Annotated in this window: 26 protein-coding genes; 8 read left to right on the top strand and 18 right to left on the bottom strand. The window is 43.4% G+C overall.

The features are described 5' to 3' along the window. Positions 1-17: 17 nt before the first annotated feature. Entirely contained in the window at positions 18-761 is a 744-nt protein-coding gene (locus FFM84_RS02385) for a LysR family transcriptional regulator (protein WP_130843592.1), read from the bottom strand. 111 nt (positions 762-872) lie between these two features. Between FFM84_RS02385 and FFM84_RS02380 the strand changes: the two genes are divergently transcribed. Then, a complete protein-coding gene (locus FFM84_RS02380) occupies positions 873-1271 on the top strand; it encodes a tautomerase family protein (protein WP_130843593.1) in 399 nt (132 codons plus the stop codon). A gap of 39 nt (positions 1272-1310) precedes the next feature. On the opposite strand, the gene FFM84_RS02375 is transcribed toward FFM84_RS02380, so the two are convergent. The 3 genes from FFM84_RS02375 to thiT all read right to left on the bottom strand — a co-directional run bounded on the left by FFM84_RS02375 (position 1311) and on the right by thiT (position 3405). Next, positions 1311-1757, bottom strand: coding sequence for a PPC domain-containing DNA-binding protein (locus FFM84_RS02375; protein ID WP_130843594.1), 447 nt, complete (start codon positions 1755-1757; stop codon positions 1311-1313). A gap of 16 nt (positions 1758-1773) precedes the next feature. Further along, the gene (locus FFM84_RS02370; protein ID WP_165450052.1) at positions 1774-2718 is read right to left on the bottom strand and encodes a zinc-binding alcohol dehydrogenase family protein; all 945 of its coding nucleotides are present in this window, start codon (positions 2716-2718) and stop codon (positions 1774-1776) included. 132 nt (positions 2719-2850) lie between these two features. Then, on the bottom strand, positions 2851-3405 hold the full coding sequence (gene thiT / locus FFM84_RS02365; RefSeq protein ID WP_130843596.1) for an energy-coupled thiamine transporter ThiT: 555 nt from the start codon (positions 3403-3405) through the stop codon (positions 2851-2853). A gap of 162 nt (positions 3406-3567) precedes the next feature. Between thiT and FFM84_RS02360 the strand changes: the two genes are divergently transcribed. Next, positions 3568-4500 (top strand): quinone oxidoreductase family protein, encoded by a 933-nt coding sequence (locus tag FFM84_RS02360; RefSeq protein ID WP_130843597.1) that lies wholly within the window; start codon positions 3568-3570, stop codon positions 4498-4500. On the opposite strand, the gene FFM84_RS02355 is transcribed toward FFM84_RS02360, so the two are convergent. Then, positions 4479-5321, bottom strand: coding sequence for a helix-turn-helix domain-containing protein (locus FFM84_RS02355; RefSeq protein WP_130843598.1), 843 nt, complete (start codon positions 5319-5321; stop codon positions 4479-4481). The genes FFM84_RS02360 and FFM84_RS02355 overlap by 22 nt on opposite strands. Before the next feature lie 33 nt (positions 5322-5354). On the opposite strand from FFM84_RS02355, the gene FFM84_RS16395 reads away from it, so the two are divergent. Continuing rightward, complete coding sequence (locus FFM84_RS16395; protein ID WP_263854344.1) at positions 5355-5489, top strand: hypothetical protein; 135 nt, start codon at positions 5355-5357, stop codon at positions 5487-5489. 50 nt (positions 5490-5539) lie between these two features. On the opposite strand, the gene FFM84_RS02350 is transcribed toward FFM84_RS16395, so the two are convergent. The 3 genes from FFM84_RS02350 to FFM84_RS02340 all read right to left on the bottom strand — a co-directional run bounded on the left by FFM84_RS02350 (position 5540) and on the right by FFM84_RS02340 (position 10625). Beyond that, positions 5540-7879, bottom strand: a complete 2340-nt coding sequence (locus tag FFM84_RS02350) for a cation-translocating P-type ATPase (RefSeq protein WP_130843599.1) — start codon at positions 7877-7879, stop codon at positions 5540-5542. 787 nt (positions 7880-8666) lie between these two features. Beyond that, positions 8667-9320, bottom strand: coding sequence for a TetR/AcrR family transcriptional regulator (locus FFM84_RS02345; protein ID WP_130843600.1), 654 nt, complete (start codon positions 9318-9320; stop codon positions 8667-8669). A gap of 291 nt (positions 9321-9611) precedes the next feature. Then, positions 9612-10625 (bottom strand): zinc-binding alcohol dehydrogenase family protein, encoded by a 1014-nt coding sequence (locus FFM84_RS02340; protein ID WP_130843899.1) that lies wholly within the window; start codon positions 10623-10625, stop codon positions 9612-9614. A gap of 148 nt (positions 10626-10773) precedes the next feature. On the opposite strand from FFM84_RS02340, the gene FFM84_RS02335 reads away from it, so the two are divergent. Further along, positions 10774-11139, top strand: a complete 366-nt coding sequence (locus tag FFM84_RS02335; protein WP_130843601.1) for a winged helix-turn-helix transcriptional regulator — start codon at positions 10774-10776, stop codon at positions 11137-11139. Between the two features lie 2 nt (positions 11140-11141). Here FFM84_RS02335 and FFM84_RS02330 read toward each other — a convergent pair whose 3' ends face one another. Further along, positions 11142-11636 carry a GNAT family N-acetyltransferase gene (locus FFM84_RS02330; RefSeq protein WP_130843602.1) on the bottom strand — a complete coding sequence of 165 codons (495 nt, stop codon included), beginning with the start codon at positions 11634-11636 and terminating at the stop codon, positions 11142-11144. A 109-nt stretch (positions 11637-11745) separates the two neighbouring features. Here FFM84_RS02330 and FFM84_RS02325 point away from each other — a divergent pair, with 109 nt between their 5' ends. From FFM84_RS02325 to FFM84_RS02320, 3 genes are all read left to right on the top strand, one after another. Then, positions 11746-12624 carry a LysR family transcriptional regulator gene (locus FFM84_RS02325; RefSeq protein ID WP_165450246.1) on the top strand — a complete coding sequence of 293 codons (879 nt, stop codon included), beginning with the start codon at positions 11746-11748 and terminating at the stop codon, positions 12622-12624. A 109-nt stretch (positions 12625-12733) separates the two neighbouring features. Continuing rightward, a complete protein-coding gene (locus tag FFM84_RS16050) occupies positions 12734-12883 on the top strand; it encodes a hypothetical protein (protein WP_165450068.1) in 150 nt (49 codons plus the stop codon). Between the two features lie 276 nt (positions 12884-13159). Continuing rightward, the gene (locus tag FFM84_RS02320) at positions 13160-13564 is read left to right on the top strand and encodes an iron chaperone (protein WP_130843604.1); all 405 of its coding nucleotides are present in this window, start codon (positions 13160-13162) and stop codon (positions 13562-13564) included. Positions 13565-13615: 51 nt separating this feature from the next. Here FFM84_RS02320 and FFM84_RS02315 read toward each other — a convergent pair whose 3' ends face one another. The 3 genes from FFM84_RS02315 to FFM84_RS02305 form a co-directional block, all read right to left on the bottom strand. Then, positions 13616-14071 carry an AMP-binding protein gene (locus tag FFM84_RS02315; RefSeq protein ID WP_130843605.1) on the bottom strand — a complete coding sequence of 152 codons (456 nt, stop codon included), beginning with the start codon at positions 14069-14071 and terminating at the stop codon, positions 13616-13618. Positions 14072-14221: 150 nt separating this feature from the next. Further along, the gene (locus FFM84_RS02310) at positions 14222-15073 is read right to left on the bottom strand and encodes an alpha/beta hydrolase (RefSeq protein ID WP_130843606.1); all 852 of its coding nucleotides are present in this window, start codon (positions 15071-15073) and stop codon (positions 14222-14224) included. A gap of 82 nt (positions 15074-15155) precedes the next feature. Then, positions 15156-16196 carry a GDSL-type esterase/lipase family protein gene (locus tag FFM84_RS02305; RefSeq protein ID WP_130843607.1) on the bottom strand — a complete coding sequence of 347 codons (1041 nt, stop codon included), beginning with the start codon at positions 16194-16196 and terminating at the stop codon, positions 15156-15158. Between the two features lie 214 nt (positions 16197-16410). Between FFM84_RS02305 and FFM84_RS02300 the strand changes: the two genes are divergently transcribed. Then, on the top strand, positions 16411-17508 hold the full coding sequence (locus FFM84_RS02300; RefSeq protein ID WP_130843608.1) for a hypothetical protein: 1098 nt from the start codon (positions 16411-16413) through the stop codon (positions 17506-17508). Positions 17509-17579: 71 nt separating this feature from the next. On the opposite strand, the gene FFM84_RS02295 is transcribed toward FFM84_RS02300, so the two are convergent. The 6 genes from FFM84_RS02295 to FFM84_RS02270 form a co-directional block, all read right to left on the bottom strand. Continuing rightward, positions 17580-20138: a carbamoyl phosphate synthase preATP-grasp domain-containing protein gene (locus FFM84_RS02295; protein WP_130843609.1), complete on the bottom strand. Its 2559-nt coding sequence runs from the start codon at positions 20136-20138 to the stop codon at positions 17580-17582. Next, complete coding sequence (locus FFM84_RS02290; RefSeq protein ID WP_130843610.1) at positions 20135-21217, bottom strand: carbamoyl phosphate synthase small subunit; 1083 nt, start codon at positions 21215-21217, stop codon at positions 20135-20137. The genes FFM84_RS02295 and FFM84_RS02290 overlap by 4 nt, the downstream gene beginning before the upstream one ends. A 33-nt stretch (positions 21218-21250) precedes the next feature. Further along, the gene (pyrR, locus tag FFM84_RS02285) at positions 21251-21781 is read right to left on the bottom strand and encodes a bifunctional pyr operon transcriptional regulator/uracil phosphoribosyltransferase PyrR (RefSeq protein ID WP_130843611.1); all 531 of its coding nucleotides are present in this window, start codon (positions 21779-21781) and stop codon (positions 21251-21253) included. Positions 21782-21947: 166 nt separating this feature from the next. Next, entirely contained in the window at positions 21948-22871 is a 924-nt protein-coding gene (locus FFM84_RS02280; protein ID WP_130843612.1) for an RluA family pseudouridine synthase, read from the bottom strand. A gap of 18 nt (positions 22872-22889) precedes the next feature. Continuing rightward, positions 22890-23339: a signal peptidase II gene (lspA, locus tag FFM84_RS02275; RefSeq protein WP_130843613.1), complete on the bottom strand. Its 450-nt coding sequence runs from the start codon at positions 23337-23339 to the stop codon at positions 22890-22892. A gap of 116 nt (positions 23340-23455) precedes the next feature. Further along, a complete protein-coding gene (locus FFM84_RS02270; RefSeq protein WP_130843614.1) occupies positions 23456-25111 on the bottom strand; it encodes a formate--tetrahydrofolate ligase in 1656 nt (551 codons plus the stop codon). Positions 25112-25188: the final 77 nt, after the last annotated feature.

Genomic DNA, 25188 nt, shown 5'->3' with positions numbered 1-25188 from the left:
ACCGCTCCTTAACTGAATTAACCATTGTCTTTTAATAAATACGTTCGATAAGGTAATTTAATTGTGTCCGAATCAGAAACTGGGACTAGCTGCTTTTGTGCCACTAAATATTTTGGTAATAACGCCACTCCTTGGCCTTGCTGAACCAACTCAATAAGACTTTCCCATGAATCAATCGCCAAAACTTGATCAGTATCAGTCGCCATGGCTAATGTTCGTTGTCGAAAAGGACAATATTGATCACTATTCACCAAATACGGGCGCTTATCAATTTCCCCATCACTGGATAGTAGCTGGGTGGTTAGCCAATCCGTACTCGATAACAGATAACGATCATTTTGAAAGTTAGCATACGTAATGACTAGCGGATCATCTAAGTGTGTCGCTGTCGCGATGGCCGTTGATGAGGCAATTTTAAACTGATAGTTGGTTAACGAATAACGACGTTGTTGGACGACCAAGTAATTGAACAACAATGATGAAATGGTGACCGTTTGAATCTTCGTCTTTGCTTGTAGTTGTGTGCGTAATTGACGCGTCGCTTGCAACACCGTTTGCGTATATTGATAAGTCAATTCACCCGCTTTAGTCGGCTGTAATCCTTGATAACTGCGAATAAATAATGGCGTTTGCAATTCCGCTTCTAACGCTTTTAAACGGGCCGTAATATTTGATTGCGAATACCGCAACACTTTGGCCGTTTGGTTAATCGATCGACGCTCATATAACGTTTGAAAGACTTCCAAGTCATGAATTTGCATTTACTCAACTCCAGTTATCACTTTTTGTGATAATCATACCACTTTTTGAAAATAGGCAAGTATCTTTGAGTGACCTATACTAAGTTCATCAAATCAATTGGAGGACTTATCATGCCTTATTTAAATGTTCGTTTAGCAACTTCCGAGTCAGCAACAACCGCTCAAGCGGTGGCGACCTTATTAACCGATTTAGCCGCCAATGTGCTCGGTAAACAAGCCGACGTGGCCGCTGTTGATATTCAGTTTGTCGATCCTAAGCGTTGGTTTGTTGGTGGACAATCGGTTACGGCGCAAAACTTCTATTTGGAAGTGAAATTAACCGCTGGCACAAATACCCGTAATGAAAAGGCACGCTTTATTGCAGAAGCCTTCGCCGGGCTGAAGCATTTACTGGGTCAAGTCACACCAACTAGCTATATTGTCTTACAAGACGTCAACGCCGATGACTGGGGATTTGGTGGTCAAACACAAGGCTACCGTTATATCGCCAATCAAGTGAAATCTCATTAATCAAAAAGTGCAACCTTCAACTTGAGGTTGCACTTTTTATCAATCAGTTGGTAATTGCCAAACATCAATCCCAGCCGCGTCATCAAATTGACGTTGAATCGCAAATCCAGCTGGCGTAATCACAATTTCGCCAGTATACCCAATGGTGGCGGCCTTTAAATGACCACCGGTTAGTACCACTTTTTGCGCTGCATCCAAATACGAAAAACTGGCATGCGCATGTAAGTATGGTTGTTGATCATGATCTAGTGAGATGTTGCCAGTTAATGAGACCAATTCCAACATACCGGTAAATTCATGATCAATGAAATCTTGTTTATCTGGTAAGTAAGTTGCAATGGTGGCAGCGTTGCAAGCACCAATACCGGTAAAATAGCCACCGGTGACGTTTAACTGCTGACAAACCTGCTGAATTGTCGGTAATAGGGATTCGCCCTTAGCCAACCGTAAATAAATCGTTTGATTCTTAGTTTGTTTAACTTCCATTCACGAACTCCTTTAATTAAATCACAACCACTAACTTGCCAAAACTATGATGGCTCTCTAATAATTCATGTGCTTGGGCCACTTCATCAAGCTTAAAAACGCGCGCAGGTTTAACATCAACATGTTTCGCTTCAATTAGTGCTAGTAAGTCTTGCAAAAGGTCAGTATCAACGTCACCAGAGTAAAATGAGGTTAAATATCGATTATTCGGGATATCCATAATGGGTTCAAAATCATCAAAAGTCCATTGACCGCCCAATTGACCCGTTGAACTGACGATACCACCAATATTTAAGTGTTGAAGTGAGTCCTTGGCCGTTTTCGGTCCAATCAAGTCTAAAATCTTATCAAAACGAGCCGTTTTAGATAATTCACCACTGATGACGTCATCGGCGCCTATCGCTTTTAACTGGGCCGTCTTTTCAGCACGACGCGTCGTACTGGTCACTCGTACACTCGGTTCCAAAGCATGCGCTAATTTAGTCGCCATCACGCCAACACCACTAGTCCCACCACGAATCAATAATTGATCGTTGGCCTGTAAACGTAGGCCAGTTAACGCTCCAAATGCCGTATAACCTGTTTCAGGAATCGCCGCTAATTCGGCCCATGACAAAACCGTCGTTACCGGATGCAATTGCTCGTTTGGTAATAGAACGTATTCCGCATAACTACCATCGTAATCACGACCCATTTCCCCCATAAATGACATCACCGTTTGATCAACTGGCAAACGATTTGAATCTGTTGTTTCAACGATCACCCCAACCGCTTCAATCCCTAAAATTCGTGGGAACTGAACGCTAGGCGATAACCCTTGGCGTGTAAAAACTTCGGAATGATTAATCCCAAACCCTTTGACTTGAACTAAACTCCAACCCGGTTTAACCGTTGGGCGTGGTACTTCCGTATAAGTCAATACAGATGGATCACCTGGTTGTTGGACAACCACGGCATGCATATTTGTCATTAAAAAGCCTCCAAAAATGATTCTTTCCGTTAAACCCTATTATGTCTATACTTCTCATCAATTATCAACTTAAAGATCTCCATCAAAAAAGACAACGCGATCACGTTGTCTACATTAATGACACTATTCTTGTCGTAATAGTAACTTAGGGACCCGGCTAGCTAACACCATGACGCCAGCAATTGCCAAGATCGTATCTGGAATCACATATAAGCTGTTGTAAGTGATGGAATACAGCCAGACTGGTTGACCCTTAGGCGCATAGGCTGAATAGAACACAATGCCGGCTAAGGTATGGAAAAACAAGCGCAATACTCCCGCTAAAACACCACTCAAAATAATTTCACCGTTTACACGACCAATGCGATGTTGACCCACTGCCACTAAGAAAGATTTCGAAAAAGCCCCAGCTACCCCAATAGCGCCAAACGCGAGGACATAATCACATAACACCTGTAACGGTGCCATGAAAAAGCCGCCAAACATAAAGGTCACAGAACCCGTGACGACCCCACACAGCACGCCAGCCCATAGCCCATTTTTAAGGGCAACCCACAGAATTGGCACCATCACAAGTGAAATTGACCCACCTTGTGGCGCCCGGAAAATAATGATGTAACTCAAAATAATTGCTAAGGCTGCCCCAATGGCAGTTTCGGTAATCTTTTGAATTTTCATTGCGCATCCCCTCCATCGAATAAGTATGGTTTACATTATAGCTCATCGTAAAGCGCATTCAAAATCAAATTAAATGGACTAAAGAGAATATCAGAACTCTGATTTTTCATTCATAAGTCAACCGCGTAAACTACACGGTAATTCAAAAGGAAGGTGATTTTTATGATTGCACTTGTTCAAACGGCTTATGAAGGGCTATCAAGTTTACAACTCGAAGAAACACCACTTGCTAAGGCATCACCGCTGAGTGTCACCGTGAAAACGGCCTATACCCCGATCTTACCTTGGGATTGGCGCCTAGCAAATGGCGAACTCGCATCGATGCAAGCCCGCCGACCACCAATGATTATCAGTTATGGCTTCACGGGAACCGTCACCAAAGTTGGTGCACTATGTTCAGCAAGCCTACAAGATCAACCTGTTTTGGGTATTAATCCAAGCGGCGCGGCACAAACCATTAATGTCGTCCCACCTTTGCCTTATTTATTCAAGTTACCAGCGGAGGTCAGTTTAGCCGCAGCGGCAACGTTAATTGGTGGTGCTGATGCCGCTTTAAGCCTGATCAAAGCCGCACATGTACAAACCGGCCAGGTCGTTATCGTTACTGGTGCAACCGGCGGCGTCGGTACCGCGCTAATTCAATTATTAAAGGAACAAGGCGCTATCGTCATTGGCCTTACCGCACCTCAAAATAAGGCCTGGCTACATCAGTTAGGTAGCAATTATGAACTTGATTATACCCAACCGTTAGCACCCCAATTAGCACAATTGCCTAAGCCAGCACTACTCCTTGATGCAGTTGGCCAACCAGAATTGTTAACGCAACTATCAACCAACCAGCCTGAATTAGCAATCTGGTCACTCAGTTTACAACAGTGGCAACCACCATTGGCGAGTCAAACGTTTCAATTCACTAACCGACCACTCCTACCAGCAGATTACCGCCATTTGTTAGACTTACTAGCAACGCAACAATTACAGCCAATTATTCGGGCGACCTACGATTTCCACGACTTTCAAACGGCCTTTAAAACCGCACAAACCCACGGTCAACATGGTCGGGTGCTCTTAAGTTACGATTCATCGTTAAATTGATACGTCTGCAGATGAAAGAGTTGCTGCAGTAGTTCACTTTCTTCACGGGCTTTTTTAGCATTAGCCGGCTGATGCCGTTGATCCGCACAAGCAGCCGATAATACCAATAAATCAGCCAACAAGTAATGGGATTGATGAGACGTTGCTAGCGCAATGCCTTGTTCCAGATACGTTTGTGCAGTTGGCAAGTTTTCAATGTAAAATTCACTTAATCCCGCCTGATAGTACACACATTGCTGATTTTCATCATATTGAGATAAGTCTTGCATGGCAATGATGGCCTGCTTAAAGGCTTGACGACCACTGGTCAACTGGCCAGTCTGCATCGCAACAAAGCCTTGCGCACTAAGCACTAAAAATCGCAACGTGACTGGTGCCATTGTCAGGGCCAACTTAAAAGCTTGTTGTGCCGCGGCGACCTGATGCAGGCCTTGGAATGCCGCCACCCCCTGATAATAGTAAAACACAGCCAAATCTTCATCGGTCTGCAACTGCGCTTCAACGGCCGGCTGTGCTAAGTAAGCCGCTAATTTTGAATAGGCATGCTGATTACACAAAGTCTCGACCGTTGTATTAAAGTCGGATGCGACCGACACCATTGGATAATGTGCCAATACGGTTGCATCCAATGATAAGCCCAGTCGTTCACATAACTGGGCCAATAAGATCGCATTCGGCAAATAAGTCCCCGCCTCTAACGCACTAATCAATGATTGGGCGCAAATACCAGTCGCTAATTGCTTTTGTGTAAGTTGTTTAGTTCGACGAGCTTGTTTTAAAAATTGGCCGAGTTCAGCCGCGGTTTTAAATTGTTTAGTCATTAGTTATCACCACCTAGAAAGGAGTTTCGTAAAATGTCATTAACTGCTTTAGTTCAATTAATCTTTACAAGTCTAGTCGTTGCTTGGGTCATTCGGGTGATTTTTATCGTCATCGTGTTAAGCATCGCCTATCACTATTTCCGTCAATATCGTCAGTCTAAAGATTAGTACGCAAAAACGCCAGCGAATTGATTTAAATCACTGACGTTTTTTTATGGCTAACGCCATTTAATTTTGCTCAAGATTCGATGTCCTAAACCATTTTGCAAAATAACAAAAACAGGATAAGCACTAATCATTAATGGTAAATAAACCGCTGCTAACTGCCAGTCAATCAAACTGACCAACGAAAAGATTGAGCCACCAAAAAGAAAGACTAAAGTAAATAATGTCGCCATCAACACAACCAACCCAATCTTAAAGCGATTTAATGGCCGCGCCGTAATTAACAGTGCATTCAGACTGATGATACCAGTCAATAACACACTCAAGGTTGACGTGGCGGCAAACGTTAACTGAAACTCAGTGCCTAACAAATCAATCGCCAAAATGTAACCAACGACACAAATGGCCGATGGTACGGCAATCTCCATTACTTGCTTCATAAATCGACCAGTGATCCGGGTATAGTCCGGCTGTAAAGCCAAGAAGAACGTCGGAATACCAACCATCAACGAAGAAATTGGCGTTAGTTGAATCGGTTCAAATGGATAACTGTGGCTCATAAAAATAAAGATCAACGTTAGGGCAACAGAGTACATCGTCTTAATCAAATACAAAGCGGCCACCCGTTCAATATTATTGATAACGCGTCGACCTTCGTTTAACACCTGAATCATGGCATCAAAGTTTGAGTCAATTAAGACAAAGTCCGCCAAACTCTTCGTGGCTTCGCTCCCCGTGGCCATCGCAATACTGCAATCTGCTTGGCGTAACGCTAATAGATCATTGACGCCATCACCCGTCATGGCAACCGTATGATCCGCGCGCTGATACGCTTGAATTAGCTTAGCTTTCTGCTGTGGCGTTACCCGACCAAAAACATTATAAGCGGCCACCAAGTGATCGTAGTCCGGTTGTGTGCCAACTTGACTCATATCAATAAATTGATCCGCACCATGAATACCGGCTCGTTGCGCAATACTTGCCACTGTTACCGGGTTATCACCAGAGATCACTTTTAACGCGACATCTTGATTTTCAAAGAAACCAAACGTTGCCTTAGCATTTGGTCGTAATTCATCCGTAATTAAAATTAAACCTAACGCTTGCGGTGCCGTTGGCTTTGGCGTTGTTAACGCCGAAGTTTGGGCAAATACTAACACGCGATAACCGTCTTGCGCCAATACCGCAATTCGCTGTTTTAACGTTTCTGGCACCGTCTCAAAAATAAATTCTGGCGCCCCAATCACAAACGACTGCTCGTCAAAACTAGCGCCACTCCATTTTCGACTAGATGAAAATGGTAATACTTCGGTGGGCGTCACCGCGGGTTTGCCGAGCGCCATCTGTAACGCTTGCGCGGTTTCGTTGTCATCATTAATCGCACTCATTAATTTAGCAAGCCTTGTCGTCACTTGTTGTAAGTCTGCGTTTTGCCACGGTTCTACCCGGTCAAATTTGAGTTGACCGCTCGTAATCGTTCCCGTTTTATCTAAACAAAGCACATCAACGCGGGCTAACGCTTCAATCGCTGGTAACTCACGCACCAAAACTTTATGCCGACCGAGCGTAAAGGCGCCCGCCGCTAAAGCCACCGAAGTCAATAACACCAAGCCTTCAGGAATCATGCCAACCATCGCCGCAACCGTTCCTAAAATCGCTCGATTTTGCCCTTGTCCACGCATCAACGTTGAAATGAATAGCGCCGCGCCCAACGGAATAATGGTAAACGTCAAGATTTTAATAATCCGATTAATAATCGTCAATAATTGGCTACTCGTTCGCTTGTTTTGTTTGGCCTGGCGAGCGAGTTGTTTAATAAAACTACCATGCCCAACTGCTGTAGCTTGGATGACCCCATGTCCACCAATAATGACACTGCCAGAAGTTAATGAATCACCATTACCTTTAATCACTGGTTCAGCTTCACCGGTGATTTGGGACTCATCGACTTCTAACGCGGTCGTTGCTCGAACGATCCCGTCAATTGGTAACTGGTCTCCCCGCGTCACACTTAACAGATCATCCTGCACAAGCTCATCTTGATCGAGGGCGACTAGTTGGCCATCACGCCAAACTTGATTCTTGGCTGCCGACAAAATCGTTAACTTATCAACCTGACGTTTAGCTCGAATTTCTTGAAAAATACCGATAGCCGTGTTCATAATCACGACAAACAAGAAAAGTAAATTCTTATAGCTCCCCGTCAATAAAACCAAGCCGCCTAATAAGACGTTAATGGCGTTAAATAGCGTTAATAAGTTATCGCGAAAGATTTGTTTAATGCTTCGAGTTAGTGGTGGCAATGGTTCATTTTGTTGACCCGCCTTAATTCGAGCCTGCACCTCGGCCGCTGTTAACCCGTGTTCAAGTGGTGGTAAGTAACGTTCGGTCATCCTAGCGACCCCCTTTTTTCATTCTAACTTCTATTGTAAGCGATAACTGATCCTCCTGACGACTATTTCACCCACTTAACTGATTGATTTAAGAGATCCTTAATCAGGTCTTTGCGGCTTTAACGTCTTGTAAGACGCGTTGCCCATAAAATACGATTAAGATGCTTTTTGTTAGCTACAGCAATTGGATTTTTATCGTTTGTCAGTCACTTGATCATTCCAATATTTTTCTCTATAGAATGCTTATTGCTAATAACAACTAATTTTAGACTAAAGATTGAAAGCTACTTTAGCAATAATCGTTGATATGATAAGCATTAATCGATCAAAACTAGTCCTACTTGCCACCTACCGTTCGCCCACCTTGAGCCGGAACGCTGTGGGCGGACCGGTTCAGCCAAAAAGCGGTCTGAACTCAATGTGGACTCACTCTCAGTTATGATGGTGATTACGAGACTGATTGGTATTCGCAATACAACCGAAGTCAGCCAGTGATGGCGCCGGCCTGAAAACAGCGTTAGTCCGGATGATTTTTCCGGGCTTACGCTGTGGACGACTTTTGAGACTAGCGATTTAGGCTAGGCTTAAAAGCGAGGTGGAAGCCCGCATTTTGGCTGGAACCGGTCCCCACAGCCGGCAGAATCACTGGCTAGCGTAGGTGATCAACTTAGCATGACTTAAGTCAATTCTAGTAAATATTTTACCGTCACACTTAACTTTCAAGCTTTAGTTTTCAATTGAAAAACCGATTAGTCAGCCTTAATCTGCTTAACTAACCGGTTTTATTTTAGTTTTGTGGCGCTAATCCTCGCGCTAAGAATTCGGCGGCTTCAGTACTAGCTTGTTGAATATCAAAATCTTTAGTCGGCACCAGCAAAACTTGTGGTGCCACATAACTAATAATGGTGCCCAGTAAGTATTGAATAATCCGTCCACTTGGCCAATCTACCAGTTGCCCACTATCTTTATATTGCTGTAAAAAGTCACCGGCCTCACCCTTAATCATGGCTGCCGCCCGAACTTGCAAGGTCTGGATAATTTTAGGATTACGAATAATTTCTTGCGCAAAAACGCGGATTTGTTTCTGATTTTCTAACACGAATTTCATCCGATCAGCGATCATATATTGTAATAACTGTTGAAAATTCGGTAAATCGCTTTGATTCATTTCTGTTAAAAATTCACCAGCCGCCATTGGCAAGACGTCATCTAATACGGGATTCAGCAGTGCTTCCAAAATCCCGGCTTTCGTCTTAAATTGTTTAAAAACAGTCCCTTCAGAAACACCGGCCGCTTTAGCAATTTCGCTAGTACTGGTCCCATCAAAGCCTTGTTCAGAAAAAAGATTCAAGCTCACTTGTAAAACGGCTTGTTGTTTCGCCGTTAACTTGGATGTCGCTAACGTCTTTTTAAATAAAGTTTCTAAATTATTTACTTGCATACTTTTCCCACCGTCTCTTTAAAACTCATTACCATTAGCATACTACAATTATTCGCGCCAACCAACAATGTCTTGTGCCTGCCAAGTTGGCGTATACGTCTCACCATAAGCGACACGCTTTTATTGCACCACCTGCTAAAAGTCCGCATGATAAGTCATCATTCACATCATATCAAGACTTTTCAATCTTAGTGAGCGACTACTTACTTAATTAATATAGCACATTTTTTCTGGAAAATAATCCTAGATATCAAAAAACTAGTGTCCGACTGAACACTAGTCAATAACGCTTTATTTTGTAATTACCACTTTACCAATCATGTGATGGCTTTCAACAAGCTGATGCGCTAACTTAAGATTGGCCACCGTCATTGGCGACAGCGTCTTAGTTAACGTTGACTTCAATACACCTTGATCAAATAACTGCGCCGCTTGGGTTAAAATTTGATGTTGGCTACTCATATTATCCGTTTGATAATAGGCTTTCGAGAACATCCACTCCCAAGCAAAACTCGCTCGTTTCTTCGTTAACCGCTGCAAATCAATGGGCTGCCGATTTTCAGTAATTGAGACAATTCGACCGTCCGGTTTAATTAGGTCCGCAATTTCATCCCAATGAGCATCAAGATTGCTTAATCCTAAGATCATATCGACATATTTTCCTTGTTTTTGTGCGCGCCAAGCACTGACTAAATCTTCTCGGTGATTTAACACAATATCAGCGCCCTGTTGTTTGACCCAAGCACTAGTTTCCGGTCGCGATGCAGTAGCAATAACCGTTAATCCGGCAAGTTTAGCCAACTGAATCGCGATTGAACCGACACCACCCGCACCATTGATAATCAAAATCGTCTGGCCTTGATTATCAGTCGGATTCATCGTTAGCTGCATCTTTTCAAACAGGGCTTCCCAGGCAGTCAATGTGGTCAGTGGCATCGCTGCCGCTTGCGCATTGTTCAGCTTTGCTGGCGCCAAACCAACCAACCGTTCATCGACTAACTGATATTGACTATTACTTCCAGGCCGTTTGAAATCGCCCGCATAATAAACGCGATCACCAGGCTGAAACAGCGTCACTTGTTCGCCCACTGTTTGCACCACGCCAACGGCATCCCAACCGATGACTTTTGGCTGTTTTAGCGTGCCGTGACCACCACGAACGCCCACATCTACCGGATTCACTGATATGGCTTGCACGGCGACTAAAATATCATGTCCCTGCGCAACTGGAACTGGTAACTCAACAGCCATCAAACTATCATCCGCTTCGATTGGCAAATGTTCTTGGAAACCAACTGCGGTCATCATATTTGTCATAATAAAATCCCCCTTTATGCAAGTCTAATATACCGTTTTGGTAAATTAAAACAATCGTGAAATTTTTGTAACTAGGGTTGAATACTGGTTATTTTAACTCGTTGCAGTACCATTAACGCAACGGAGGAATTCACCAATGACCATACGAAAAGTTTATGACTGTGCCCCAGGCTGTCCGGTTGAAAGCACCCTGCAAATTATTGCTGGCAAATGGAAAAGCGTCATTATCTATCATTTAATTCAAGATCACATCAGTCACTTTGGCACTTTACAACGGCAGATTCCAGCTTGCTCACGGCGCATGCTGGCCCTACAGTTGCAAGAATTAATTGCCGATCAAATCATCGTTAAAACGATTGATCCGGCCACACCGTTAAAAACCACTTATCAGTTGTCGGCCTTTGGGAAGACACTAACGCCAGTCATTATGGCGATGGCGACTTGGGGATCAACTTACAACCAACACCAGACTGCCGATGACTCCCACCAATCCAAACGGTGACGTTAACGCGTGACCGTTTTTTGGTAAATTAAAGAGTCTCGATCTGGGAAAGGATAAGCAACTTTCAAATCAGCTCGACTAATCTGTTGGAATCCTTGTTTTTCATAAAAATAATGAGATCGAGTTTCAGCTCGAGGCGTATCCAAAATAATTGTCGTTATTTTTGTTTGAGTTTTAACCTCGTTAAGAAAGGTTTCGTACAAACGTTGTCCCAATCGCTGTGGGCGACCACGATAGCTCGGATACGTGAAAAACTTTTTGAGCACCCCAACTTGTTCATTTAATTTCAACAATCCAATTGAGCCCACCACGTGTCCTGAATCCAGCGCCAACCAAAATTGACCACCAGTTGCTTGATAATAAGCCGGAATAGCAAAAACATCAGGTTGCTCGGCCATTTTAATGTCTAAATGGGCCTCCGTATTTTGACAATACATAATTAAATCAACCAGTTCAGCTAACCGATGTGGGTCTGTCACATCACAACTAATCTTCATACCAGCATCTCCTTTTCAAGTTGACTTTAGCGTAACATTTGCCGTATCATTTTAGAAATTGATATTAATCATGCTATCAATCGAATTTATTGATAAAGGGGCATACGCCATGGAAATTCGTCAGCTGATCACGTTTCGTACACTTGTCGATACCGGTAATTATACGCAAACGGCCCATTTACTTGGTTACACACAATCTACCGTTTCCACACAAATTAAAACATTAGAACAAGATTTAGATGCGCCATTATTTAGCTATCGTCATCGGCAATTAACCTTAACCAACACCGGTAAACGGCTCATCCCATTAGCAGACCATTTACTAACCGATTATCAGGCTATTCAGCAAATTAAAACACCTACTATCCTTAGTGGGCCGTTGAAGATTGCGGCGCCTGAATCGCTAACGATTTATCAATTACCACCTATTTTAGCTGAATTTCGGCAACGCTATCCGCAAGTTCAACTTCAGTTAACCAACGCCACTTGTAAATACAATCAACAACAATTAATCGCTGGCGAAGCCGATATCGCGTTTATGCTATGGCCAACCTTGACGACAACCCGTTTAATCGATCACGATCTTGGGCGACAGCCAATGACTGGTATCACCAGCATTCACAACACGGCTAATTTTGATCAACTCAGTCGCAGTCAACTGCCTTTTATTATTAATGAACCTGACTGTAGCTATCGCAATCAATTTGAACATCAGCTTTGGCAACAACATCATCGACGACCACCATTGATGGAACTATGGAGTTTAGAAGCTATCAAACAAATGGTTGCCAGTGACGTTGGCTACTCTTACTTACCAACAATGACGGTTCAAGCTGCCATTGATCATCGACAACTGCGAGCGATACCAACATCGATTACTAACGAAATCCATGCCCACTTACTCACTCGCCAATCATCTCAATTGACGCCGGTTATCACGGCCTTCGTTGATTTAGTTAAACAGCGCTGGTCAACTCCTGAAAATTAGACTAAGCCTTTCTAAGAAAAATTTATCTAATCTTCAGCAAATGACCGTAGTGGCAATGAACGATTTCGACTAAACTAAAGTCATTCAATTACGAAAGGAACTGATTGATATGACTAAACCCACTAAAAATGATGTTTTAATGCCACACTTATACACGATTGCCGCAACTAAGGCAACACCGGTAACTCGGGTCTACTCCACGCCAATTCGTTATACTGCTAAATCCAAGCAAACTTGGCATTACCAATTAACAAACTAACGATATCAATTAATCAGGTCTAGTTTCTGTGGGCCGTCTAAATTTTAGACGTTAAGACTTGATTATATTCCCGTTAATCCTTTAAAATAGATGTGTGATACAATAACCAACAACGTAAAGATAAGTCCACTGGATGATTAATTGTCTGGTGGGCTTATCTTTTTCTGACGTTGTAAGCGCTTTATTATCCATTAAACAGACCACGTTCTCAATATTGACGGTCATTAGTTAACCGAGTACACTATAATTAAAATAAAAATTTGTGAGGTCCTCACTATGTCAACAATACTTAATCCTGAGTTAGCCGACTTTAGCGATTTCATCAATGCAATTGATGATCCTGATCATCGCGAAAAATTTATCACCGTTTTAAATTGGGTTAAATCCACGTTTCCAAATCTAACACCACGTTTTGCCTGGAATCAACCGATGTTTACCGATCATGGCACATTCATTGTGGGGTTTAGCGTTGCCAAGCCCCATTTTAATGTGGCTTTAGAGTTTTTAACGCTGGAACATTTTCGTGAAATGATTACCACTCAAGGTGATCACACGACTAAGATGTTTTGGCAAATAAAATTCACTCAACCCGTTAACTATGACTTGCTAGAGCGGACGATTCAATACAATCTCACCACCAAAGCCGATATCACCAGTTTTTGGCGGCAAAAGGAAAAATAAAAAATCACATCACCAAATTCGTTTTGAATTTGGTGATGTGATTTTTATTATTTAGGCAGTTGTTTGTGGTAAATGACCCACTAAGGCTCGATCACGAATCAAAGTGACACTGGTGGTTGTTTTTAGCGGTACCAACCGCGTAACAGTTGAACGCTCAGCTTTCACAGTTCCTAACAAGTCATCACGGACTAACATCGCCGTCATCGGTTCCGCCTGCAAAGCGGCTTCTAGTTCGACTGCGGTAGTCGTCGCTGGCAAGCGATGTAATTGCGCACCTAGACGCCAAACGGCCTTTTCAACCACTGCAGCAACTTCGGCCTGTTCTAGACAAACCAGTACGTGGTCACCTTGACCGACATTCAACCGCGATAACTGAACAGCCAATTCCGTTGTATCAGCCGCGATCTCAGCCTCCGTTGCCGCTCTTGGGACACTCGTTTGCAATTTAGTTGCTTCTTTTTCAGATTTTTTAAAATGTCGGGTTAATAATTGGGGTAGTTTTGCCATGCTACCAAACTCCTCTCACTTGCTGGTGGGTTTATTTGTTCAGCTAATTTCTTAATGCATTAGTTATACCATCCGCCATCAAGTTGAGTCTTGTTGAAAGTTTAAAAGTAATCTGTGATTTTCTTAGAATTCGTGCTTTCCGGCCTTCGCTTACTTGCCCCATAAAAAGTGAATCAACACGCGATCCACTTGCGGATTTTCATGTAGTTTACTGTGACGCGCTAACTGACCAGTAAACCGTTTTTCCGTATAACTTTTGGCGCGGGGTGCCACCAAATACTTCAATGAAAGTGACGAGACATTCGGGACGGTACCATCAGTATGACCACCGATATCACCGTATAAATTCAAGACTTGCACCCTTTTGGGCAAGATCGTCCGTAATGCCGTCATGCGTTGGTACGTCGCATTCATATGGTTGGGTTTACCTTGTGCATTTAATTTAAGACCGGCTGGTTGGCGAACGCTCGCGGGCACGCCCTTAAAGTCTAGCCCGGCAAAATGACCAGCCATATCCACTTGTTTTTGTAATTTAGGTAATTTTGCATTTTTACTATTCTGTAAGGAATAGTAAACTAATGAGATATTTCCTAGTGAATGACCCACCATGTTAAATTTTTTAATATGATATCGTTGCTGTAAGGCCACAACAACATTTTTAGCCCATTGACCATGACGTTCATAATTAAGTTGGCGATTATTCGCATAGTTAACCTCAACGATCGGATTAATAGCGCCTTTTTTAAGCGTTCCCACTAATTTAACTTGACCATTTTTAGCCACCATCGCTCGAATCACGCTAGTTGTCACTCCCGCTTTTTCAGCGGCGTCAACCATATGTGTTTCAGCATGATAACTACTCCCACCACCATGAAAAAATAAGGTCGGCGTGGTTTGTTGAACGTACTTAGCCGAAACTGTCGGCTTAGCCGCGCATCCACTCAAACTCATCATTAATCCCAAACCGACCATTAACCAACCTAACTTAACCTTTTTTTGCATCATTAATTCATCCCCACCTTTTAGATTACTCTCAGTATAGCGGGTTACAGTTGGTTGAAGGCAAGGACAATCTGTCGTTTTTTTAATTTACTTGTATTTGACCGTACACCCAATCACCAACCACCGTACCACCAGCTTCCGAAAAATGAACATGATCGCCACAATCAAAAGCCGCTGCTAAATAAGCATCATCTTGTTGATCGGCTACTAACTTGGCCACATCAAGCGTTTGTGGTTGTGTCAATAGCCATTGATTAACGGTTTGACGACTGATTTCTTTAGCCGGTGTCCAGGCACCTTCATTAGCGCCTTTAAATGGGGTAATTGTCATCATCCATAAATTGACATGATACTTAGTCGCCAATTGTTGAACTTGTTTTAACCCCGCAATCATCGCCAATGCAGTTGGTAATTCATTCAGTAGCGACCCCGTTCCCGGGTGTAACAAATCGTTGAGCCCCATCATAAACACCAGCTCATCTACCGGTTGACTGGCTAATAAAGCCTGTAAGCGTGTTAGTCCAGCTTCACCAAAACTAGCAACCCATGGTGATGTCGAATGTCCATCTCGTAAAAGACGATTACCAGAAATCCCACCATTAGTCAGTCCCCAACTATCAGGCTGTTCGGTCATTAGCTTTTGCATTAAGGCCGTTGAATAATAGCCCTGATTGGTTAATGAATCGCCGAAACAGACCAATTGCTTAGCTGGACGTTCACGCGTCACCTCAATTGCACAGGGACCTAAAAAATACGGTCGATCTGGTTGAATGATCGTTTGTGACTTTGTCGACATTAATGTTCGTGGTTTTGAATTAGTCACCGCGGTTGTCACAGTAAGCCATTGATTAGCGACTATCGGCAATGATAGCCAATCCGACCACCGCCGTTGATGAGCCGGCAGTATTAATATTGATTGCCCCTGCCAATAGACAGGCTGTTGATTAATCGTTAGTTCGTTCAATTGTAACGACTGATCATCAAAATCATTGGCGATTTGTACTCGAATTTGGTGAGTCGCTAAGGGTAGTTTAATGTTTAATCGTTGTGGTTGATCAAGATTAGTTGCTGGCAAGTTGACAAAATCCGTCACCATTTGACGCCAAGCCAAAGTTGATTGCATGATGAGTCATCTCCAATTAAAGTTTCAATTCTGATAACAATAAGTCGCCCTTACCATACCCCATCTAATGACCATATACCAAGCTTTCTCACTCGAAGCTCACGTTTTCGTCACAATTTAGCTACAATTCCACCGTTTTTGTTTGCCATACTGTAAAAGGTCGCTGTTTGACCGTTATTGCAATACGATACTGTTTGATAAAGGACTTTTGTATATGTCAACGATTATTAGTTTAGTTTGTTTCGCCCTATTCATCGGCCTCTTCGGCTCACAGTTATTCTTGCTGTGGCGGCATCCCTATTTAGCTCCTAAAAATGAGAAACCGTCGCTCAAAGATTGGTGGCAAGTACAACATCACGCTCGGCTGGCATTAACGACCGATAAACAAGCACGTCGCTTAAATGGCTTATTCGTTTTAAGTCAAACGGGGCTTTGGTTAGGCATCACCAGTTTAATTCTGAGTTTCTACTTAGTTGAAGACAAACTCAATTTACTCTTGGTACCAACCGCCGCCGTCCACTGGGCCACAATTGGTTTAGTAGTAGGGCTAGCCTTAATGTTTGTTTACCCCTTAATCTGGCCAACACAAAGTTATCGTTACTGGGCCGATCATCAACATCAAGCTAAAACATTTACTGTTGCTGATGGCAACGGTTTTCAACGGTACCGCCGCCATCAACTCTGGGCAATGGTTGGTGTAGATGGCCTACTTGCAACGATTTGGCTCACTCGTGTTTGGGCCACCAGTACTGAGCCCTTAGTTGTTATTGAAAACTTACTCTTAGTTTTAATCACGGCCATGCCGATTATCGCTTTAATAACCGCGCTTAGTCAATTACCTTACTTGCAACACTATCACTATTTAACGGCTAAACCTGGCAAAGTTAACTTTGGTCAGTTAAACTACCGTGCTACTTTGGCATTAGTAAAGCAGCAACCAACATTGAAAGCTAAAGTCTTGACCGCCCACATTAGCCGTTTAATTGCTTATGTGCTTGGTATTTTTGCTATCGGTATGCTTTATTTCGATATTGTTGCCCCAACTTTTACAGCTGACCCCACGGCTGTTTTTCCAGCCGCAATTATCGCACTGGTTGCCCTGTGTATTTTGGAAACGGTGGGCGCGATTTGGCCACCAAAAGTCTATGATTATTTTCACTTGTTAGATACAACTAAGGAACCATTCACGGTTAACGATCCGGATCGTTTTGATCAATTTCGGTATCACTTGTACCATTATCATTTGAGCGCTGCCATTGTTTGGCTGTTCATTTGGGTAGCCATTATTGGTGCCTATTACTATTACATCTAATTGTATGACACAAAAAGACGACTTAATTGAGTTCTCACTCAACTAAGTCGTCTTTTTTTAATTGTCTTTACTTAAAAATCAGTTTGTTCATTACCAGCTTTGAGCGCTATTAAAGCATCACGTAGCGTAGCGCCATGGGCAATCACGGTCCCAGTCGCATGACCTGGTTCACCAGTGATTTCATCTCCAAAAATCTGTAATTGATTGTAAGGAAAGGTATTGGCCTGTACAAAGATTTTACGTATTTTCGCAATATCTGGATAGTCGTACATCACTTGTTCTAGTGATTCACCTAACTTCACATGTAGAAGTAAGCGCGTCACACTAGACCCACTTGCCTTACTAATTAATGCCATCTTGGCAATGCTCATTGGCTCAACTGATGCTAACCGCAGCGTAGCATCAATAATGGTCAATCGAACCGTATAAACACCCGGTTTACCATCGCTCAACACCCGCCGTTTAATCTCAGGCATCAGCGCCGCGATCGCTTGATTTTCAGCCTTATCTTGTAACGGAAAGACTGAGATTGACCCGTGCACATCGGTCCGTAAGTTATTACCCGCGATAATCTCACTGATCCCAAAGATCGTCACATCTTTACCATCTGAAATCACTTCAACAGCCGGTTGATCGTTGGTTTTCAATTGCGCCTGTGGCAAGCTGTTATCAATCTGAATCACGCGATAACCAAGATTCATCAGCTGGCGTCCTAATTGTTGATCATGATACGTGGTGAAAATCATGCTTGGCTTTTCAATCGCCAACACATTTAACACATCCGAAACTTGCTTAGGCTCAACGTACCGTTTAACAGCTAGCTGAGGCGTCATCGCAACACTGTTCGGGTTCGCATTGATCAAAATGGGCTGATAATCGGCCTTCTTCAAATAGAATAAAAGTTGTGACACTAGATAATCGTTCCCATGATTAGTCCCAATCCGGTTAGCGCCACTACCGATGACTACCACTCGGTCACCTGCTAATCGTTGACTTTCATTATCATATTCGTAAGTCGAGTAATACGTATTGGTTTGTTCAGTAAACTCGCCAGCGGTTGGTTCGATTTCTTTAAACGTTGGATGAATTTCATTTTCCAACCCAAATTGACTGACCTTAGCTGGCGAACTTTGCCAAGCCACCGCCGCATCTTCATCCGTAAACCCAAAATACTTAGCACGACCAAGCGCATGAACATCAAATGGATGCTCACGTAACGCCTTTTCAATCTCAATAATGTGACTTAATTTATAGAAATAAAAGGCATCGATTTTTGTTAATTCAGCTAATTCATCAATCTGATAGCCTCGATTGAGGGCCTCCAACAAATCCAACATCCGCCCAGCCTGTGGGTGAATCAATCGTTGAATCAATTCACCTTCAGAATAAGTCTGTGGCTGATTGACAATGACGTGATACTTAGATTCATCCGTTGCCCGCAGCCCTTTCAATAACGCTTCTTCGGTCGAACGACCCACACCAAGCACCGCACCGGTTGATTCCATCACTGTATCTAATTGATGACTGACTTTTTTCAACACATTAAATGGCCAAACTGGAATACGACAGACAATATGATCTAACACTGGTTCAATTAAGGCCGTTTGTTTCCGATAGTTGTTTGGCAACTTCACTTCAGCCAAGCTGACACCCGCAATCAAATTAGCCGAGATCGTGGCCAATGGATAACCAGTAGCACGTGCCGCCAAAGCCATAGCCCGATCGAAGTAAGGCGTCACTTTAATCACGTAATAGTTTTGCGTCGTTGGATCTAATGCAAATTGCACATGACAAGGTCCAATGATGTGTAGGGCTTGCATGATCTCTAGTGTAGCTTGACGGAATTGTTGATACTCTTGGTCGGTAATCGTTTGCGTGGGGACAAAAACAATCGAATCAGCCGAATGAATCCCAACGGGGTCAAAGTTTTCCATCCCAGTAATGAGTAGCGAGGTACCTTTACAATCTCGCAACCCAATAAATTCAATTTCTTTGTACCCAACAATACTCTGTTCCACAATACATTGCTTGGTGGCCGAAACCTTAAAGCCCATTTCCAAAGCCCGAGCTAAATCTTCTTCGTCCTCACACAGTTGACGACTTGCTTCAATTCGCGGCGCAACTGATTTAACAATCACCGGAAACCCAACTCGACTGACCACTTGATCTGCCTCAGCTTGACTTGCCACAACTTGTGACGCAATCACTGGTTGTCCTAGCGCTTTTAGACGGTTACTCATCAAGGCAGGATTAACAATTAAATCAATCATGTCAGTATCCCATTGCAAGAGTTGCACATGATTATTTTTTAAAACGTTATTGCGGATTAGCCCTTGAATCAAATTAATGCGTTGAATACCACCTAGTGAAGGAATTAACCCATCTGGCTGTTCCGCCGCAATGATTTTAGACAATGAACTCACTGTCAACGGCTCTAAATACACTTTATCCGCAAAATTATTCTCGGCCGCCACTGAAAATGGGTTGTTATCCACAAAGATAACCGCAATCCCAAGCTTACGAATGGCGCTACCAATTTGCGTAATGGCAGCGTCGTGCTGCCCTTCGCGGCCAATATCGTTATGGCCAGCACCAATGATTAAGACTTTCTGTAACGCGACATTACTCACCAGATTGGCCCCCTTGCTTGTTGCATGGATTCGACGAACTCATCAAAAATATCGAGTGCATCGGTTGGACCCGGTGCCCCATCCGGGAAAAACTGCACGGAAAAGGCTGGAAAGTCACGATAGCGCAACCCTTGAATGGTCCCATCAATTAAATCGACAAATGTCGTAATCAATTTGTTACGATCAATCGTTTCTGGATCAACCGCATATCCTTGACCTTGTGACGCATAAATAATTTGATTGGTAATCACTTCACGAATCGGATGATTAGCACCATGATGTTCTGGTGATAATTTCATAATTTGGGCACCATTGGCCATGGCAAATAGTTCGTGACCCAGGCCAATGGCAAACAACGGAATCCGATTTTGTATATTTTGAATCATTTCTAACACACTGTCTGGTAAATCTTGTGGTTTCCCAGGACCAGTTGACAGGACGACCCCGTCCGGATCAAGGTTAATAATTTCTTCGGTCGTCGCGGTATACGGCAACACGGTAACATTACAAGCCCGTTTACTGAGTTCTCGTAAAATACCATGTTTCAAACCAAAATCGATCACGACGACGTTTAATCCCGTCCCTGGATTAGGAAATGGCTTTGGCGTTGCCACGGCGGCTACTTGTTGGTTGGTCAACACCGTTGCACCTAATTGATCAAATGCATGGGCATCGGCCACGTCCACAATACTAGCTTTCATCGGACCACTAACGCGTAGCTTTTTCGCCAAATGACGTGTATCAATATGACTGATTCCTGGAATGTTTTGTTGCTTTAAGTATTGATCGAGTGACCAACGGCGTTGACGATTAGTCGAAATGCTGGCCACATCACGCACCACCACCCCTTTAACCGTTGGTAGAATCGATTCATAGCTATCATGATTAATTCCATAGCTACCAATGGTGGGTTGGGTAAAAGCAATAATTTGATTATGATAGATTTGATTTGTAATAATTTCTTGATAGCCCGTCATGCTGGTGTTAAATACGATCTCACCCGTTGAAACCGCGGGAGAACCGAAGCCTTCACCGAGGTAGGCACTGCCGTCTTCAAGAATCAAATAGCGGTCTGCCATGTCGATCCCTTCTCACTTTTTGACTTAGAAAAACTAGTTATCATTAATAATTTCAATCCCATCGTGACCATCAATTTCGGCCATCGACACTTTAATGCGTTCTTGACGCGCAGTGGGAATGTTTTTCCCAATAAAATCAGCGCGAATCGGTAACTCGCGATGTCCACGATCCACTAAAACGGCCAAAGAAATGCTCTGTGGTCGGCCGCCACCCATTAATGCATCTAAGGCCGCCCGGATCGTCCGACCTGTAAAGAGCACATCATCAATTAAAATCACTCGCTTATCAGCAACCCCAAACTCAAGTTGATAATCCGTTGGCGCCAGTGCCGCATTCAACGGTTGATCATCACGAAAGGCCGTGATATCAAGTTCGCCAACTGGAATTTGGGCATCTTCCAACTGTTGCAATCGCTCCGCAATCCGTTCGGCTATATAAACGCCACGAGTCTTAATGCCGACCAAAACGACATCACGAATCCCTTTATTTTGTTCGATAATCTCATACGTAATCCGTGTCAAAGCTCGTTTAAGAGCCATGGAATCAACAACTTCTTTTTGCATGATTGGCCTCCAATTTTGTGTGGGTGAATTTTAAGGGTCGCTTACCCGGTAAAAAAGAAGACGGTCTGACAGAACTGGCTGCCACGACCGTCAACGAAAGTTATTGTAAACAGTGTTGCCTTTCAGTCTCTCTGGGCCGGATTAAAGGACTCTCATTACTGTTAGATTAATGATTCAAATCACTTTTGTCAAGCTTCGCTAACGTGGCCTTAAAGATTGGCGGTAACGGTGCTTCAAACTGCATCATTTCACCAGTTGTCGGATGTTCAAAGCCCAATAACTTGGCATGTAAAAATTGCCCGTGACCGGCAATGGTTTTCTTCGGGCCATATAACGGATCACCAACTAACGGATGACCAATCGACTGCAAATGGACTCGAATTTGATGCGTCCGGCCCGTTTCCAAACGACAACTGATCAATGTATAGTGCTGATATCGTTTTAAAACCTTAAAATGAGTCACGGCTGAGCGGCCATCGGCAACAATCGCCTGTTTCTTACGATCTTTTGGTGATCGGCCAAGTGGGGCATTAATGGTGCCAGTTTCTTCTTTAATCACACCGTGTACCAAAGCCACGTATTCCCGTAAATTTGTCTTAGCCTTTAATTGCGCTGCCAAGGATTGATGTGCATGATCATTCTTGGCGACCATCAATAAGCCCGATGTGTCTTTGTCAATTCGATGCACAATGCCCGGCCGAAACTCACCGTTAATCGTCGACAAGGGACTGTGATATAACAACGCATTAACCAAGGTATGATCGGGGTGTCCGGGTGCCGGATGAACGACCATTCCTTGGGGCTTGTTTACGACAATCACATCATCATCTTCATAGACAATATCTAACGGAATGTTTTCCGGTACCAATTCGGTTGCCTGAACCGTTTGTGGGGCCACCGTAATGACATCACCCGTTTTCACTTTATACTTGCTTGGTTGCACCTGATCATTAACTTGTACTTGATCATTTTTTATTAATTTATCAACTTGTGACCGGGTCCAAATTGTCTGTAACCCTGCTAAAACTTTATCGAGCCGACCTGCTTCGTCAGTGACGATAAAACGTTGTGCTTCAGTTGCACCTGCCAATTCGAACCCTCCTACCTACTATTTATCAAAACTATCATCGCGTAACACCGCGATTAACACTAAAATAACCCCGACTGTTAAACACGTATCCGCGAAATTAAAGATGGGGAAATTAATGAAGTCTAGTTGGAACATATCCACCACGTACCCAATCCGTACCCGATCGATAAAGTTGCCCAACGTGCCAGCAATCATAAAAATAATCCCGAATTCATACAACCGCCGTTGCCGTAAACGCCAGAGTAAATAAACCATAACCCCTAAAGCAACGATTGAGATTAAATAAAAGAACCACATTTTACCTTCTAAAATACTCCAAGCAGCACCGTTGTTATGCAAATTGGTTAATGATAACAGTCCCGGCACTACTGTTTGAGTTGCGCCCAAAGTCAGATGACTGACAATCGCGGCCTTAATGACTTGATCAATAATCACCAACCCAAACATTAATATCCAATAGATCCACATTTCCGGTTTCCTCACATTCACTAAACTGTTTTAATTATACCAAACTAATCCGGTTAAGATCGCAAAAAAGTCGATGAACCTTGCCATCGACTTTTATCCTATGCATGTCTTAAAATTTAAAATAATCCTGAAATTTTACCATCGTCGTCAATATCCATATCTAACGCTGCAGGATGCTTCGGCAAGCCTGGCATGGTTAACACGTTTCCAGTTAACGCCACGATAAACCCAGCGCCAAGTTTGGGCACAAATTCACGCACATTAATCGTAAAGCCTGTTGGTGCCCCCAACAACTTGGGATTATCACTTAGTGAATACTGCGTTTTCGCCATGCAAACGGGTAAATGATCCCAGCCTTGCTTGGCGAAAGTTTTTAATTGGCGTTTCGCTTTTGCTGAGTATTCAACCTTCGCACCACCATAAGTCTTGGTAACCACCGCCATGATTTTGGTTTCTAAATCATCGTCACTGGCATAAAGTGGTGTAAATTGACTCGGTTGATCAGCTAACTTAACGACCGTTGCCGCTAAGTCAGTCGCACCGGCGCCACCTTGACCCCAAACATCGGCCAAAACGGCTTCAACGCCTAAATCAGCACAATAATCCTTGACTGCTTGAATCTCGGCCACTGTATCGGCAGTGAATTCATTAATCGCCACGACAACGGGCACCCCATAACGTTGCATCGCTTCAATATGATGACCCAAGTTTTCAGCGCCACGCTTTAAGGCCGCGACGTCTTCTTGACCTAAATCAGCTAAGGCCACGCCACCATGCAGTTTCATGGCGCGAATCGTGGCAACAATAACCACGGCATCTGGGGCTTTGCCAACTGCTGGTACGTTGATATCCATGAACTTTTCACCGCCCAGATCAGCACCAAACCCAGCCTCAGTAACCGTATAATCAGCTAAATTTAACCCAGCTTGGGTAGCCAAAACACTATTACAACCGTGGGCAATATTGGCAAATGGACCACCATGTACGATAGCTGGCGTATGCGCTAACGTTTGAACCAAGTTCGGCCGTAACGCATCTTTTAATAATAACGTGATCGCACCACCAACTTGCAAATCAGCCACTGTCACTGGTTGACGATCATGCGTGTACCCAATGACAATCCGGTTAATACGTTGTTTTAAATCCGCAATATTTTCTGAAAGACATAGAATGGCCATTAGTTCACTGGCAACCGTGATGTCAAACCCATCTTCACGAGGCACCCCAGAAGTTGGTCCACCAAGACCGATCACCGTATGGCGTAAAGCCCGATCATTGATATCTAACGTGCGTTTCCATTGAATCCGACGTTGATCGATGTCGAGCGGATTACCTTGCTGGATATGATTGTCAATTAGCGCTGCTAACGTATTGTTCGCCGCCGTTAAAGCATGCATATCACCGGTAAAATGCAAGTTAATATCTTCCATTGGAATAACTTGCGAATAGCCACCACCGGTTGCGCCGCCTTTCATACCCATAACCGGGCCTAATGATGGTTCGCGCAAGGCAATCATGGTCGACTTGCCAATTTTAGTTAACGCATCACCTAAGCCAATCGTCACCGTTGACTTACCTTCACCGGCTGGAGTGGGATTAATTGATGTCACTAAAATTAACTTCCGCTTTGTCTCCTTAACAGGTAACGGTAATTTAAGTTTGGCTTTCGCACTCCCATATTGATCGATTTGATCAGGTGTGAGTCCTAGCTTGGCCGCGATCTCAGTAATCGGTGCAGGTGTTACTTGTTGCGCAATTTCAATGTCTTTCATGCCACAGCTTCCCTTCTAAAAGTCATATATTCATTATACTTATTTTATACAAAATATGAACAATTTATTCTCTCTTA

Origin of the sequence: Lactiplantibacillus mudanjiangensis (assembly GCF_005405385.1) — a bacterium.
GTDB lineage: Bacteria > Bacillota > Bacilli > Lactobacillales > Lactobacillaceae > Lactiplantibacillus > Lactiplantibacillus mudanjiangensis.
Note: the sequence above shows the minus strand (reverse complement) of the source record. Positions and strands in the feature narration are given on the sequence as shown.